Origin of the sequence: Rhodanobacter sp. KK11 (assembly GCF_033345435.1) — a bacterium.
Classification (GTDB): Bacteria; Pseudomonadota; Gammaproteobacteria; order Xanthomonadales; family Rhodanobacteraceae; genus Rhodanobacter.
Genome location: NZ_JAWPMI010000003.1, coordinates 126,681 through 141,345, shown reverse-complemented (window position 1 = coordinate 141,345; position 14,665 = coordinate 126,681). Strand labels below are relative to the sequence as shown.

At 67.3% G+C, this 14,665-nt stretch carries 17 protein-coding genes; 6 read left to right on the top strand and 11 right to left on the bottom strand.

Going from position 1 to position 14,665, the window contains the following annotated elements; all coding sequences use genetic code 11:
* Positions 1-25 precede the first annotated feature (25 nt).
* A complete protein-coding gene (locus R5H19_RS08570) occupies positions 26-928 on the bottom strand; it encodes a LysR family transcriptional regulator (RefSeq protein WP_318158567.1) in 903 nt (300 codons plus the stop codon).
* Between the two features lie 101 nt (positions 929-1,029).
* Here R5H19_RS08570 and R5H19_RS08565 point away from each other — a divergent pair, with 101 nt between their 5' ends.
* A complete protein-coding gene (locus R5H19_RS08565) occupies positions 1,030-1,800 on the top strand; it encodes an SDR family oxidoreductase (protein ID WP_318158947.1) in 771 nt (256 codons plus the stop codon).
* Positions 1,801-1,970: 170 nt separating this feature from the next.
* On the opposite strand, the gene R5H19_RS08560 is transcribed toward R5H19_RS08565, so the two are convergent.
* Positions 1,971-3,173: a serine hydrolase domain-containing protein gene (locus R5H19_RS08560; RefSeq protein WP_318158566.1), complete on the bottom strand. Its 1,203-nt coding sequence runs from the start codon at positions 3,171-3,173 to the stop codon at positions 1,971-1,973.
* A gap of 252 nt (positions 3,174-3,425) precedes the next feature.
* Between R5H19_RS08560 and R5H19_RS08555 the strand changes: the two genes are divergently transcribed.
* Positions 3,426-3,929 (top strand): PepSY domain-containing protein, encoded by a 504-nt coding sequence (locus tag R5H19_RS08555; protein WP_318158565.1) that lies wholly within the window; start codon positions 3,426-3,428, stop codon positions 3,927-3,929.
* Positions 3,930-4,039: 110 nt separating this feature from the next.
* On the opposite strand, the gene R5H19_RS08550 is transcribed toward R5H19_RS08555, so the two are convergent.
* From R5H19_RS08550 to R5H19_RS08540, 3 genes are all read right to left on the bottom strand, one after another.
* Positions 4,040-4,987, bottom strand: coding sequence for an alpha/beta hydrolase (locus R5H19_RS08550; protein ID WP_318158564.1), 948 nt, complete (start codon positions 4,985-4,987; stop codon positions 4,040-4,042).
* A gap of 161 nt (positions 4,988-5,148) precedes the next feature.
* Complete coding sequence (locus R5H19_RS08545) at positions 5,149-6,150, bottom strand: DJ-1/PfpI family protein (protein WP_318158563.1); 1,002 nt, start codon at positions 6,148-6,150, stop codon at positions 5,149-5,151.
* Positions 6,098-6,637 (bottom strand): isochorismatase family protein, encoded by a 540-nt coding sequence (locus R5H19_RS08540; protein WP_318158562.1) that lies wholly within the window; start codon positions 6,635-6,637, stop codon positions 6,098-6,100. Before R5H19_RS08540 ends, R5H19_RS08545 begins: the two co-directional genes overlap by 53 nt.
* Before the next feature lie 321 nt (positions 6,638-6,958).
* Here R5H19_RS08540 and R5H19_RS08535 point away from each other — a divergent pair, with 321 nt between their 5' ends.
* Positions 6,959-7,459, top strand: a complete 501-nt coding sequence (locus tag R5H19_RS08535; RefSeq protein ID WP_318158560.1) for a GNAT family N-acetyltransferase — start codon at positions 6,959-6,961, stop codon at positions 7,457-7,459.
* 65 nt (positions 7,460-7,524) lie between these two features.
* On the opposite strand, the gene R5H19_RS08530 is transcribed toward R5H19_RS08535, so the two are convergent.
* The 6 genes from R5H19_RS08530 to R5H19_RS08505 all read right to left on the bottom strand — a co-directional run bounded on the left by R5H19_RS08530 (position 7,525) and on the right by R5H19_RS08505 (position 11,422).
* Complete coding sequence (locus R5H19_RS08530; protein WP_318158559.1) at positions 7,525-8,535, bottom strand: amino acid permease; 1,011 nt, start codon at positions 8,533-8,535, stop codon at positions 7,525-7,527.
* Positions 8,445-8,996 (bottom strand): amino acid permease, encoded by a 552-nt coding sequence (locus R5H19_RS08525; RefSeq protein ID WP_318158558.1) that lies wholly within the window; start codon positions 8,994-8,996, stop codon positions 8,445-8,447. The genes R5H19_RS08530 and R5H19_RS08525 overlap by 91 nt, the downstream gene beginning before the upstream one ends.
* A gap of 177 nt (positions 8,997-9,173) precedes the next feature.
* Positions 9,174-9,710: a DUF4199 domain-containing protein gene (locus tag R5H19_RS08520; RefSeq protein WP_318158557.1), complete on the bottom strand. Its 537-nt coding sequence runs from the start codon at positions 9,708-9,710 to the stop codon at positions 9,174-9,176.
* 106 nt (positions 9,711-9,816) lie between these two features.
* On the bottom strand, positions 9,817-10,230 hold the full coding sequence (locus R5H19_RS08515; RefSeq protein ID WP_318158556.1) for a response regulator transcription factor: 414 nt from the start codon (positions 10,228-10,230) through the stop codon (positions 9,817-9,819).
* A gap of 239 nt (positions 10,231-10,469) precedes the next feature.
* Positions 10,470-10,991, bottom strand: a complete 522-nt coding sequence (locus R5H19_RS08510) for a hypothetical protein (RefSeq protein ID WP_318158555.1) — start codon at positions 10,989-10,991, stop codon at positions 10,470-10,472.
* Positions 10,992-11,008: 17 nt separating this feature from the next.
* The gene (locus tag R5H19_RS08505; RefSeq protein ID WP_318158554.1) at positions 11,009-11,422 is read right to left on the bottom strand and encodes a BON domain-containing protein; all 414 of its coding nucleotides are present in this window, start codon (positions 11,420-11,422) and stop codon (positions 11,009-11,011) included.
* A gap of 351 nt (positions 11,423-11,773) precedes the next feature.
* Here R5H19_RS08505 and R5H19_RS08500 point away from each other — a divergent pair, with 351 nt between their 5' ends.
* From R5H19_RS08500 to R5H19_RS08490, 3 genes are all read left to right on the top strand, one after another.
* A complete protein-coding gene (locus tag R5H19_RS08500) occupies positions 11,774-12,094 on the top strand; it encodes a hypothetical protein (RefSeq protein ID WP_318158553.1) in 321 nt (106 codons plus the stop codon).
* 152 nt (positions 12,095-12,246) lie between these two features.
* The gene (locus R5H19_RS08495) at positions 12,247-12,867 is read left to right on the top strand and encodes a DedA family protein (protein ID WP_318158552.1); all 621 of its coding nucleotides are present in this window, start codon (positions 12,247-12,249) and stop codon (positions 12,865-12,867) included.
* Positions 12,868-13,060: 193 nt separating this feature from the next.
* Positions 13,061-14,587 (top strand): tetratricopeptide repeat protein, encoded by a 1,527-nt coding sequence (locus tag R5H19_RS08490; protein ID WP_318158551.1) that lies wholly within the window; start codon positions 13,061-13,063, stop codon positions 14,585-14,587.
* Positions 14,588-14,665 lie beyond the last annotated feature (78 nt).

The following is a 14,665-nucleotide window of genomic DNA, read 5'->3' as shown; positions in this document are numbered from 1 at the left end:
TGCGGCCGGAACCCGGCCGCTTCGGCTAGACCAGAATCGGTGCCAGGCGCCCGGCCAGCCATTCCATGAACACGCGCACGCGACGAGGCAGATGGCGTCGATGCGCATACAGCAGGTTCATCGGCATCGGCGCGGCACGGTAATCGCGCAGCACCTCCCTCAGCTGACCGGCGTCGACCAGGGGCTGCAGGCCGGCCGTCGGTGCCTGGATCAGGCCCAGCCCCGCGACGCAAGCAGCCTGATAACTCTCGGTGTTGTTGACCGTGAGCGCACCCGCTACCGGCCGCACCTGCACGCCATCGGCGTCGACGTACTCGAAGCCATCCGGCTGTCCACCGAAACTCTGCGCGTAGTGCACCATGCGATGGCCGCCCAGATCGTCAGGGCTGTGCGGTTCGCCATGACGCGCCAGATAGCCCGGGCTGGCAAAGGTGCCAATGACGAGCTGCCCGAGCGGCCGCGCCACCAGATTGTCGACATTCTCCAGCGCACCGACGCGCAGCACGCAGTCGAAGCCCTCGTGGATCAGGTCGACGCGCCGATCGGCGCAACTCAGCTCGAGTTCGATGCCGGGATGTGCGGCGAGAAAATCCGGCAGCTGCGGCAACACGAACAGGCGTGCCGAGGTGGTCGGCATATCCACGCGCAGGCGGCCGCGCAGGTCGCGCTCGTCGTCGCGGAACATCGACTGCAGCTCGTCGATGTCGTCGAGCATGTCGCGGCAGCGCTCCAGAAACGCCAATCCATCCTGGGTCGGTTCCACGCGCCTGGTGGTTCGATGCAGCAGGCGGGTCCCGAGCAGTGTCTCCAGCTGCTGCACCGCGATCGAGACGCTGGCCTTGGGCAGGCCCAGATCCGCCGCGGCCCGGGTGAAGCTGCCGCGCTCGGCCACGCGGGCAAAGACCTTCATGGCGTCGATGTCGTGCACGGTATTTGTTATCCATGAATGAACAGACAGATTTCATTTTCATTGTTTATGCCGATGATTGAAACCAATAACTTGATGCCCACCCTCCCACCGAAGCAGGAATACCCGTGACCGTCATCTCTCCCATCGCCCTGATCACCGGCGGCAACCGTGGCCTTGGTCGCAATGCTGCGCTGGCGCTAGCCCGCCAGGGCACCGACGTCATCCTCACTTACCGCAGCCACGCCGACGAAGCACGGGCCGTGGTCAGCGCGATCGAAGCGCTAGGCCGTCGCGCCGTGGCCCTGCCACTCGACCTGACCGACATCGGGTGCTTTGCGGCCTTCGCCGACACGGTTCGCCAGGCGCTGGCCAGTCACTGGCAGCGCGACGATTTCGACTTTCTGCTCAACAACGCCGGGTCGGGCGCGCATGCCTCCTTCGCCGACACCACGCCCGCGCAGTTCGACCTGATGAGCGCCGTCCACCTCAAGGGACCGTTCTTCCTGACCCAGGCGTTGCTGCCGCTGATCGCCGATGGCGGCCGCATCCTCAATGTGTCCTCCGGCCTGGCCCGCTTTACCCTGCCCGGTTACGCCGCGTACGCGATGATGAAAGGCGGCATCGAAGTGCTCACCCGTTACCAGGCGAAGGAACTCGGCGCGCGCGGCATCCGCGTGAACACGCTGGCGCCCGGTGCCATCGAAACCGATTTCGGCGGCGGCGCGGTGCGCGACAACCATGCTCTCAATGCACTGGTCGCCGGCACCACGGCACTGGGCCGAGCCGGCCTGCCCGACGACATCGGCGGCGCGGTTGCCGCGTTGCTCGCCCCCGGCAGCGGCTGGATCAATGCGCAGCGCGTCGAGGCGTCCGGCGGCATGTTCCTGTAAGGCCGAGCGACCTGATTGCGTGCTTCCGTCAGCGCCGCGCGGGTACGGGCGGAGGCCGGAGTCCCGCTGCGCCGGCGCCCTCATCCCTCGCGGCGCGCCGCCTCACTTATGAAAAGACTCCGCGCGCTCGCCGCAGGGAGCAGGAAAACCTGCCCTGATGGCCTCGCGGCTCAGTACGTCGTCGCCTTCCGTTCCGCATCCACCGCCAGCTTCACCGAGGCCACGAACTCGCGCCGCGCGGCGACCAGCTCGTCGGACGTGGCATGCGGCCACGCGCCGACCTGCGCGATCACCAGCTGGCGCGACGGATCGACGTAGACCATCTGGCCGAAGATGCCGATGGCGGCATAGCTGCCGTCGGTATCGGTCCACCACAGGTAGCCGTAGCCGCGGTCGGGGTCGTCGACGCTTTCCTGGCGGCGAAGCGCGCCGTCCAGCCACGCCTCGGCGATCACCGGCTTGCCCGCGATGCGCCCGCCGTCGAGCATGAACTGCCCCAGCCGGGCGTAGTCGCCCAGCGTGGCCGACAGGCCGCTGCCGCCGGTGTCGCTGCCATCGCACTCGTCCTTGATCCAGGTCGCGTCGGCGGCCATGCCGTACGGCTGCCAGATCGTCTGCGAGAGATACGCCGCCAGCGAACGGTGCGTGGCCCGCTGCACCAGGATGCCGAGCAGGTCGGTTTCGGCGGTGTTGTAGTTCCAGTGCGTGCCGGCGGGCCACTGCCGCGGCTGCTTCTTCAGGTACGACACGATGTGCGCCTGGCCGTCGACGCAGGCGTGCATGTACATCTGCGCCACGTCCGACTTCGCGTCGGCATAGTCCTCGTTCCACTGCACGCCGGAGGTCATCGTCAGCAGCTGCTGCACGGTGACCTCGGCATAGGCGCTGTCGCGCAACTCCGGGATGTACATGCCCAGCGTGTCGTCCAGGCTGCGGATGTCGCCACGCTGCAACGCGATCCCCAGCAAGACGGAAGTCACCGACTTGGCCACCGAGAACGACTCCCAGCGCTGCGCCGGCCCGAAACCCAGCGCATAACGCTGCAGGCGCACGCGACCGTTCTGCAGCACCATCACGCCGGCGAGGTGGTGCCGGTCCATGTAGCTGGCCAGCAACCCGGAAGCACCCTGCCCGCCCAGCGCCAGCGGCTTGCCCTGCGGCAAGGCGTGGACATGCGTGCCGCGCGCGGCGCGATCGCTGGGAAACAATTTGCCCATCTGCCGGAATTGCACTTCGCGCTGTGCCTGCGGCCAGAACAGCACGGCTTCGCGTTGCTGGCCGATGGTCGGCGTGCCCGGCTCGCTGGCGACCGATGGCAACGCGACGAGCAAGCACAGTGCGGCAAGCAGACGGACCCGGAAGGTTGGACACATGGTGGTGTTTGCCGAATCGGTGGCGAAACCGCCATTTTAGCGACTTGTGCCCATGTCGGTCGCTGCAGGACGTGCGCGATTCGCACGCGGCCGGGCACGCCGGCGCGCACCCAGTGTGCTTCGGTCAGGCTTTCGGGTTCGGGCTTGCATCTTCACGCCGTCGTTCCGGGCACGGTGGTCCCATCAGTCCCCCACCGCCAGGGCACGCCGGCTCCGGCGTCGCGTGCCGCGTCAAACCAGAAGGAGTCCCCCATGATCAAGCACGTACTTCCCCTGTTGATCGGACTGTCGCTTGGCAGTGCGGCCTTCGCACAGGATCTGCCTGCCGCCGCACAGTCGACGACAACGACCACCCAGACCACCACCACGACCTCGACCAGGACTTCCCAACCACCGACCGGCGCGTTGAACGAGGAGGCCATCAAGACCGCGATCGCCGACGCCGGCTACAAGGAGGTCAAGGGGCTGGAGTTCAAGGACGGCGTATGGCGCAGCAAGGCCCGCGGCGGCAACAAGCAATGGGTCGAGCTCGCCGCGGGGCCGGTGAGCGGCAAGGTCTACGTCAACGATGCACCGTCCAGACTCAACAAGGATGAGGTCACGGCCAAACTGGCGGCAGCTGGCTACCAGAACGTCCATGACGTGGAGTACGAGCACGGCCTGTGGAGTGCCGACGCCAGGACCACGAACGGTAGTGATGTCGACCTGCTGGTCGATCCGGACGATGGCAGCGTGGTAGCCAAGTCGCGCGATTGACGCATTGCGCCTGCGACGGTCACAAAAGCCCGGTGCGCAACGCATCGGGCTTTCGGTGATGTCCACCGTCGAAATCGGACATTCTCAGCCATCGGTTTCCCTGGACCCATCTATCGGCCTGCCGCGGGAAGCATTCCGATGCTGCGCAGCCATGTCTCGGCCAAGGCGGGCCACTGGGTGATCGGATCCGACGTCGGCCTCAGCCCGAACGCATGGCCGCCGTGGGCATACAGGTGCATCTCCACCGGCGCGCCGGCGTTCTTCAGCGCGGCGTAGTAGACCAGCGCCTGGTCCACACCGTCCACGTCGTCGTCTTCGGCCTGCAGCAGGAACGTCGGCGGCGTTTCGCGCGAGACCGGGATATTGGGATTCAACTTGCCGCCATCGGTCGCCAGATGCCCGGGATAGATCGGCATGGCGAAATCCGGGCGGGCACTTTCCGCGTCGGCAGCGTCCACGGGCGCATACAGGGGGCGTGCGAAGTTGGTGCTGATCTCCGCCACCAGATAGCCGCCCGCCGAAAACCCGAGCACGCCCACCTTGTGCGGATCGATATGCCACTCCGTGGCGCGATGGCGCACCAGCCGCATCGTTCGCTGCGCGTCCTGCAATGACGGCACCGACAGCTCGCGGTTGTGCGGGCGGCAATCGCATTGCCAGACATAAGGGATACTCGGCACGCGATACTTCAGCAGCACGCAGGCAATGCCCCTGGTCGTCAGCCAGTCGCAGACCTCGGTGCCTTCCAGGTCCATCGCCAGGCCCTGGAAGCCGCCGCCGGGGAACACCACCACCGCCGCGCCGGTGTTGATGCCAGTGGGGGCGTAGAACGTCATCGTGGGCTGCGACACGTTGTAGACGCCGGTGATCGTCTTGCCGCCGATCAGCTTCTTGCCGGTGGCGGCGTACTCCGGCCCCGGCAGCGGCTGGGGATCCGGCGGCGTGGCGGGCCACAACGGCACCTGCGCATGCCCGGCGGCGGGCTGCCAGACCAGCGTCTTCGCAGACGCGCCAGCCCATGCCGCCAGCAGACATACGGCAATGATCCAAGGCCTCATGACGCTTCTCCGTTCCGGCGCCCACCCGCTGTGCGATCAACGCGGCAGACAGGCCCTGCATGCTGCGCGCCGCATCGGGCGCGCTGCTGCCGCTTCCATGGATTTCTTCGGGCAGGCCGGGGACAGTCCGTGCTGCCCGCGCCGGCAACGCCGAACGGCTTTCAGTGCCGCCGGCGCGCCGAGGCGGGGCTGTCGTCGGCGTGCGCCGACCACAATCGACGCAGCTGGCGTGCCGAACCCAGCCCGGCGCGTTCGGCCGCGCGTTCCACGCTGTCGCCGCTGGCCAGCGCCTGGCGGGCAAGCGCCAGCCGCAGGCGGGCGTGGTAGCGGTTGATCGACATGCCGCTGGCCTCGCGGAAATGGCGCGTAAGGCTGCGCACGCTCATGTGCCCGATGCCGGCCAGGCGCGCCAGTGGCCAGTCCTGGTCGGGCGCCCGTGCCAATGCATCCTGCACGCGATGGATCGCCACGCTCATGTGGTTGCGCCCTTCCAGCCACGGCGACAGCGCCGGATCGCCGGAGGCGCGCCGCATGTAGACGGCCATCTCGCGCGCCACGGCAGCGGCCAGCCACGGCGAGCCGATCCGGGCAATCAGGTGCAAGGCCAGATCGATACCGGCGGTGATGCCGGCGCTGGTGCACACCTCGCCGTCCTCGACGAACACGCGGCTGTCCAGCACGTCGGCGCCGGGCGCCAGCCGGCGCAGCGTGTCGAGCAGGCTGTGGTGGGTGGTGCAGCGTCGGCCATCCAGCAAGCCAGCGGCGCCGGCCATCAACGCGCCGGAACAGACGCAGGCCAGCGGCCGGCCGTTGCCGCCATGCCGCCGCAGCCACTCGACCAGGGCCTGGCTGGCGGGCGACGACAACACCGCCTCGCCGCTGCCGGTGGCGCCGCAAACCACGATCAGCGTGTGCTCGCCGAGCCGGGCCGGCAACGGCTCGATGCCGGCGAGGCCCACGCCCAGCGCGGTCGAGGCTGCCTCGCCGCGCCGTATGGGCGCCACCATCCGCAAGTGCACCGGCAAGCCCATCGACGCGGCGATCCTGAAGGCATCGGCCGCGCCGGCAAGATCCAGCAGGATCAGCGCCGGCGGCAGCACGAAGCACACCTCAGTGATCGGCGAGGACGTCATCGACGGTGCGAATGCGGGCAAAACGGCCATCCAGAACCAGCTCGGTACGCTGCTTGATGTCCTGCGCATCGTAGCGAGTTCCGCTGCCGGCATGGACCATCGGGAACGTCAGCGTCGCCTCGGTCACGTAGTCGACGGCAAAGCCGAGATCCGACGCCACGCGCGCCGTGGTCTCGCAGCACTGTTCGGAACGGATGCCGCTGACGATGACCCGCTCGATGCCGCGCTCGCGCAACCAGACCTGCAGGCCGGTATCGGTGAAGGCGTTGTGGACGTGCTTGCGGAACACCACGTCGTGCGCCTCCGGAACCCAGTCCATCGGTCGCACCAGGCCGGACGCCGCGCTGAAATGCGCGTCGTCGTCTTCGTGCAGGATCCGCACGATCGGCCAGCCGCGCGCCGCCGCCGCATCGAGCAGCCGCACCAGGTTTTTGCGGAAAACGGGCACATCGTCCTCGCGCCAGTACGGCGCATGCAGGAACGACTGCTGGACGTCGATGACCAGCACGGCAGGCATCGTGGACATGGGCAACTCCATCGGGAAAGGAGTCGCCACTGTAGGCAGCGCGCATGTGGCGAACGAGCACCGCGGCGGACCACGAGCGGACGGATCGGGCCAGTCCGCCGGTCGGCAAGGGCGAGCCTGCCGCAGGCGGGCGCGCAACCGGCGCCCCGCGCCCCGGTCGTCACACCGGGCTTCCCGTCCGACGAATGGTGGAGGCAGGTCATGAGCGTGGCGTGCGCGACGGCGCGGGCCTTCGTTTCGCGCCTTGCCCGCCAGCCACTTCGCCCCGGCAGCAGTTACGATACTTTCCACCTTAGTGAAGCCCGGAGCGCCATGAGCGACGTCCTTGCCATCCGCGAGTTCAGCGACGAATTCGCCGTGCACTTCCGCGACATCAATGCGGAATGGATCAACGCCATGTTCCGCCTCGAAGCAACCGACCGCGACGTGCTGGAGAACCCGCGGGCGAGGATCATCGACGCGGGTGGCGTCATTCTCTTCGTCGAGGCAAGCGGGCTCGGGATCGTTGGCGCATGCGCCCTGCAGAAGACGGGGGCCACCAGCTACGAGCTCACCAAGATGGGCGTGCGCGAGTCGGCACGCGGCAGGAAGGCCGGGGAGTTCCTGCTCTCCGCGATCATCGACCGCGCAAGGTCATTGGGCGCCGAGCCGCTGTACCTGCTCACCAACGCCAAATGCGCCGCTGCCATTCATCTGTACGAGAAGCTTGGCTTCCAGCACGATGCCGAGATCATGGCTCGATATGGCGCACGCTACGAAAGATGCGACGTGGCCATGCGCTACCACGCGGAAGGCTTGCGGCAAGCAACCTGATGGCTACCAGCCCTGGCTTGCATTCCGCCTTGGGTCGCGAAAGCGGTACTCCTGCTTGCCGTTCATTATTTCGGCGCCATCCCCACCCGCGCATGGCGCCGGCCATAGGCGAAGTAAATCACGATGCCCACGACCAGCCAGACCAGGAAGCGCACCCAGGTGAGCGTGGTCAGGTTGAGCATCAGGTACAGGCACAGCAGCGTAGACGCCACCGGCAGCAACGGCGAGAACGGCACCCGGTAGCCGCGCCTGAGGTCAGGCCGCGTGCGCCGCAGGACCACCACGCCAATGCTCACCAGCACTAACGCCGACAGCGTGCCGATGTTGATCATCTCCTCGAGAATCTCGACGCGGGTCAAGCCTGCCATCAAGGCCACCACTGCACCGCAAATCAATTGCAGGCGCACCGGCGTCTTGCGGCTTTCGGAGGTGACGCTGAGCCAGCGCGGCAGCAGGCCGTCGCGGCTCATTGCCAGCAGCACCCGTGACATTCCCATCAGCAACACCATGATCACCGTGGTCAAGCCGATCAGAATGCCCACCGAAATCAGCTGCGCCGCCCAGTTCGCCCCGACGGCGATGAAGGCGGTGGCCAGCGATGGATTCGTCGCCTCGGCCAGCACCGTGTACGGCACCATCCCGGTCAGCGCCAGCGCGACCAGCAGATACAGGGTCGTCACCAGCGCCAAGCCGCCGAAGATGCCGCGCGGCAAGGTCTTCTGCGGGTCCTTGACCTCCTCGGCCGAGGTCGCGACCACGTCGAAGCCGATGAAGGCGAAGAACACCAGCGCAGCCCCGGACAGCACGCCGGCGATGCCGTATTTTGCCGGCGCATCGCCGGTAGCCCACGACAGCAACGACTGCGACCAGACGTCCGCACTGCTGCCCGCGCTCGGTACTGCCGGCGGGACGAACGGCACGAGGTTGGCGGCATCGAAGTAAGTGAAGCCGACCACGATCACGAACAGCACGATGCCGACCTTGATCATGGTGAACACGTTGTTGACCCGCGCCGATACCTTGGTGCCCAGGACCAGCAAGCCGGTGAACACGCCGACGATGAACAGGGGCCCCACTCCACCGCCAGTCCGAACAGATGGAGCGTGGTCGGGATGTGCACGTCGAGCAGGGCGAACACCGTGCTGAGGTAGATGCCCCAGTACTTGGCGATCACCGCCGCCGCGGTCAGCAGTTCCAGCAGCAGGTCCCAGCCGACAATCCAGGCCAGCAGCTCGCCGAGGGTGGCGTAGGTATAGGTGTAGGCGCTGCCGGCCACGGGAATGGTCGAGGCGAACTCGGCATAGCACATGATCGCCAGTGCGCAAGCCAGCGCCGCCAACAGGAACGACACCGTGACCGCGGGCCCGGCAAAGCTGCCGGCAGCGCGCGCGCCGACCGAGAAGATCCCGGCTCCGACCGCCACTGCGACGCCCAGGATCATCAGGTCCCAGGCACTGAGCGAGCGCTTGAGCTGGTGGCCGGGCTCGGCGGCGTCGACAATCGACTGCTCGATGGACTTGGTGCGGAACAGGCTCATACGGAGGGCTCGTTGCCGGAGGTGTCCAGCCTACTCGCACCGGGAGATCCTGCGCCCTCAGGTTGAGTCATGGGAATGTTTGCTTGGGTCGGGGGGAGCAGTCCTTCGCAGACAAAGCCCGCATGGTTTGAAACCCGCGCAGCACGCCACCCGACCCACCGACGTTCGTAAAACGCTTCAACCCCGCCGCGCGGGCAGGAACCGGCTGTTGCGCAGCAGCCCCGCCGATACCAGCGACACCAGCACGCCGACCGGGAAGATCTCCGCGAAGGTCATCGGCAGGCGAAACATCGGGTTCGCGTACTGCACCTTGAACGTCTCCATGTCGGCAGTCAGCTTCGCCAACGCCTCGGCGCTCGCGCCCTTTGCCTGCTCGCTGGCGATGATCGCGTTCGAATACGAGGTGGCGAAATCCATGTGTGTCATCGCCTGCAGCGCTTCCCACGCGACCACGTAGAGGATCCCGGCGATGAAGCTGACGCCCAGGCCGATCCCGAACGCCGGCCAGAACCCGACCACGCCGCCGCGGTCCACGTCGCGGTGTCGCTTGATCCCCACGAACACCGCGCTCAGCGCGATCAGCATGGTCGTGTAGCCGATCAGCATGCCGTACTTCAGCGGCGGCATGCCGTCGAACCCGAGGAAGGTGGCGAACATCAACCCGCCGACGACCACGCCCGCGATGACGCCGTATTTCAAGATCGTGATCCACATGAGCCGTTCCCCTTTGATGGTTGGTGTCGCCATTGACCGCCGCCCCGCCCGCCGTGGCAATCACCCGAACGGGTGAATGTGGCCGATTCCCCCGAATGCACCGCCCTCAGGGCACGATTCCCAGCTCGCGCGCCCGACGGATCGCCTCGGTGCGCCGCTTCGCGCCAAGCTTCTCGAACAACCGCGCCACGTGCGTCTTGATCGTGTTCGGCGACACGTGGAGGTGCGCCGCGATCTCCTTGTTGGAGTGGCCGGCGGCCAGTTCGTGCAGCACCTCCAGCTCCCGCCCGCTCAGGCCCAGCGCCGCCTGCGCCTTCGGGTTGCCGTCGAAGGCAGCCGGCGCCGGCGCGGCGAACACCCGCACGCCCAGCACGATGCCGAGCACCAGGAACGCGGCCGCGACCAGGAACAGGTAGACGTCGCCCGCATGCATCCGCACCAGGCGCTGGTAGTCGAGCCACTGCAGGGCCAGCGTTCCCGCCGCCAGCAGCGCCCCGTAGCCGACCACCTGCTTCCACATCGCCGTCTCCGCCCGTCCCGCACGAGGTCATCTTAGCGCCGGTCCGCGGGCGGCAAGAAAATGGCCACCCGGTTCGTTCCGGCGGCAACACAGACTCATCCAGTGGCCGGCCACGGTGGTCACCTTGATCGCGGCGTGGTTCGTCTCGTCGCGCACGAAAAGGAGCCACCAGCCGCAAAAAAGGCCGGGCACGATGGCCCGACCTTTTTCCTGAGCGACTTGCGTTGGCGTGGGGTGGCTTACTTCTTCGCACTCGCCTCCGATGCGCTGGAAATGTCATCCGCGTTGTTGCGCTTGAAGATGTCCTTGGCGATCTCCTTCTGCTTGCCATCTTCGGTGTGCACCGAAATCAGGATGTTGCCCTCGCGAATCTTGGCGTCGTACCGCTTGGCTTCGAACTCGGGGATGCCCAGGCCGACCAACGCGCCGATGATGCCGCCCGCCGCCGTGCCGACGGCAGCACCGCCGAGCGCCGCCATGATGGGGCCGGCGGCGATGAAGGGGCCGACGCCGGGGATCGCGAGCGCACCGATACCGGCGAGCCAACCCAGCGCGGCGCCGGCACCAAGCCCGGCCACGCCACCGGTCGTGGCACCCTCCGGCGCCTTGGTGCTGTGCTCGTGGGCAAAATCCTTCGTGCCGCGCTTGTCGGGAAGCAGGGCGGAAATGTCGTCGCTGGTAAAGCCCGCCTGCTTCAGCTCGAGAACGATGTTCTCGGCCTGGTCGACGGTCTTGGTGGTGCAAAAGACGGAAGCGTTCATAAAGTTTGAATCCTTGATTATTGGGTTTTCACATCAAGCTGGTTGTCGACGCGGGATACGCCGGAGACGCCTTGCACGACAGACTCGACCCTGGCTTTTTCGTCAGCGCTGTCGACCGGTCCGCGCAGCGTGACGACGCCACCCGCCACCACCAGCTTGACGTTGTGTGCCGACATCGAGAGTGACTTGTCCTTGACGATGGCACGCCGCACCGCGGCCGCCAGCTTGATGTCGGTCTTGTCATTGGACTGGTCGAACGGCGTGGCCGTCTGCGATGAACGATCGCGCGCGTTCACGCCCGAGTTGTCGGCAGGAACCGACATGCCGGCCGCGCTGCTGGACGCATGTTGCTGCGCGCAAACATCCGCAGTCATCGCCAGCCCCAGGGCCAGCGTGGCGGTTGAAAGGAGAATGGCGGGAATGTGACGCATGGATGGTGTCCTTCGAATGAGAACCGCAAAAGGGTCAACTGCTCAGCGGACGTCCGTTATCGGGGGCGGCGAGTGAAGTGCACGTGCAGCAACCCTCAAGCCGCCGATGACGGGTGTGGCTTTGTTCATCCGGAAGACGCGGCACATTGCCACTGCACGCCCCCTTCATGGCAAGCGCCGCACGCTTCCTCACGCCCCATGAGACCTGTGGGGTCGTTGTTTGCGCCAGCCCATGCGCGCGCCTGCGCGATCCCATGCCTCGAAAAAAAACGCCCCCTGTCACGGAGCACGATCATCAAACGACGCCCGCCTTCACTCGCCGCCGCCTGGTTCGACCTCGCGCAACGCTCCATGGACATGATGCAGGGCTCGGCGACCGTGATCGCCACGCGCACCACGGCCATGGCGAAGGCCGGCACCCGCCCCTCCGCCGCGCACGATCGCGAGATGAAACGCATGGTGGACGAGAAGGTCGATGCCTGCGCCGCGTCGTTGACCGGGATGGCGTTCACCGCCGCGGCATCGTGCCAATCGCTCTGGCTGGCTTCGTTGTGGGGCGGGCGCGCGCGCACCGCCACGCAACTCCAGCGCGCCACCGCGCGGGTACTCGGCGCCGGCCTCACGCCTTACCAGAAGACCGTGCGCAGCAATGTAAAACGCCTGAGGAAGTAACATGTCCCGCTGGATCGGGTGCGCGGCAGCATGCCGACGTGGCCGCGGCTCGCGGAGCCACCGGCCATCGCCGAAGACATGGCAGCCGCAACCCGTGAGCCAGGCGCATCCCCTGCCCCACACATCACGCTTCCCCGCATTCACGGAAACCCATGGTCGCGAAACTGTTCAGCCTGCTTGCCGCCGCCATCATTGACCTGATCACGCGCGGCGGCTATCTGGGCATCGTGCTGCTGATGGGCATCGAGAGCGCCTGCATCCCGTTGCCGTCGGAAGTGATCATGCCGTTCTCCGGCTATCTGGTTTTCCAGGGTACCCTGGAGCTGTGGCTCGTCGTCCTGGCCGGCGCCATGGGCTGCGTGCTCGGCTCCCTGGTGGCCTATGCGGTCGGCGCGTGGGGCGGACGCAGGCTGGTGGAACGCTACGGCAAGTACGTACTGATCTCGCGCAGGGATCTGGATCTGGCCGACCGCTGGTTTCGCGAGCACGGCGGCATCATCGTCTTCGTGGGGCGGTTGCTGCCGGTGGTGCGCACCTTCATCGCCTTTCCCGCCGGCGTGGCGCGCATGCCGATCTGGCGCTTCTGCCTCTACACCTTCCTGGGCTCGCTCATCTGGTGTGCGCTGCTGGCCTGGATCGGGGTGAAGCTGGGGCAGCACTGGGACACCCTGGGCAGCTGGTTCCACCGCTTCGATGCGCTCATCCTCGCCGTGCTGCTGATCGCCTTCGGCCATTACGTGTGGCGCCACGTGCGGCATCTGCGCGAAGAGTGAGCCGCCGCTCGCCGAAGCGTGGCGCCGGAAACGGTTCGGGCGCCATGCATGGTCAGCGCTCCCCTCGGCGGAGTGCGGTCGGCGGGTCGCCTCGGTGCGCCGCTTCGCGCCCGGCTTCCCGGCCCACCGCCGGCGGCGATAAAGATTGCCAGTGGGCCTATGATCGTCCCCACCGCCTGCCGGAGCCTGCGCGATGAAGACTTTCACTGCCCTGCTTCTGGCCAGCACGCTCGCCTGCGCGCCGGCCGCTTCTTCCCAGGAAATGCATGCGCACCCGGCACCGGAAAAACTGGGCCGGGTCAGTTTCCCCACCTCCTGCGCGCCCGCGGTAGCGCACGACTTCGAACGCGCCGTCGCCCTGCTCCACTCCTTTGCCTATACCGCCTCGGAGCAAGCCTTCCGGAAGGTTGCCGACGCCGATCCGTCCTGTGCCATGGCGCACTGGGGCATCGCGATGTCCCACTTCCACCCGTTGTGGAGCCCGCCCGCCCCGGACGAGTTGGCCAAGGGCGAAGCGGAAGCCCTCCGGGCCACGAGCCTTGGCGCGAAGACCGCGCGCGAACGCGCGTTGATCGCCGCGATCGCGGCTTATTACCACGATGCCGGGCAGGTACCGCCGCCCGCCCGGGCCAAGGCCTATGCAGCGGCCATGGCGGTCGCGGCGAGCCGCTATCCGGCCGACACCGAAGTCCAGGTGCTCTACGCCTTGTCGCTGCTGGCCACGGCCTCCCCGCAGGACACATCGCACGCCAACCAGAAACAGGCGGGCGCCATCCTGGAGCCGATCTACAAGACACATCCCGACCACCCCGGCGTGGCCCACTACCTCATCCACGCATACGACAGTGCCGAACTGGCGCCCCGCGGCCTGGCGCCGGCGCGCGCCTACGCGAAGATCGCGCCTTCGGCACCGCACGCGCTGCACATGCCATCGCACATCTTCACGCGGCTGGGCCTGTGGGACGACTCCATCGCCTCGAACCTGGCGGCGCGCGCCGCGGCGCACAACCAGGGCGACCTTGGCGAGGAACTCCATGCGATGGACTACCTCACCTACGCATATCTCCAGCGCGGCCGCCGCGCCGACGCGGAACAGGTGGTGCGTTCGCTTGACGGCATGGGCGTCCACGCCGGTGCCGACTTCAAGGTCGGCTACGCCGCCACGGCGATGCCGATCCGCCTCGCCATGGAAGGCCGCCAATGGTCCGATGCCTCGCGCCTGCAGGCCGGCGACGGCGCGGCGCCGGAGGTGGCAGCCATAGTCTACTGGGCCCGCGCGGTGGCCAACGCACGCTCCGGGCATGCCCAGGCAGCCGATGCCGACATCGCGCGACTGGACGCCTGTCGGCGGCAGTTGCTGGCCAGCAAGAAAGATTACTGGGCAACCCAGGTCGACATCCTCGGCAAGGAAGCCAGGGCCTGGCAGTCAGCGGCCGGCGCGCATCCCGACGCTGGCATCGCGATGCTCCGGCGGGCGGCCGACCAGGAAGACGCCATCGAGAAATTGCCGGTGACGCCAGGCCCGATCATTCCCGCGCGCGAGCAGCTCGGCGACCTGTACCTGCAACTGCACAAGCCGCAGGAGGCGCTTGAGGCCTACAAGACCGCCCTGACGGTGGCGCCGGGCCGACGGGGCGCACTCCACGGCGCGGCCTTGGCCGCCGATGCGATTGGCGATACTCGCACGGCCAGGCAGATGCGGGAGCTTTTGTCGCGCTAGTGTCGAGGGGCTGGTGATGGACCCAGGCACCCACGCTGTTCCGCCTTTAAAAATCGTGTGTCAGGGACCATTCCGAAA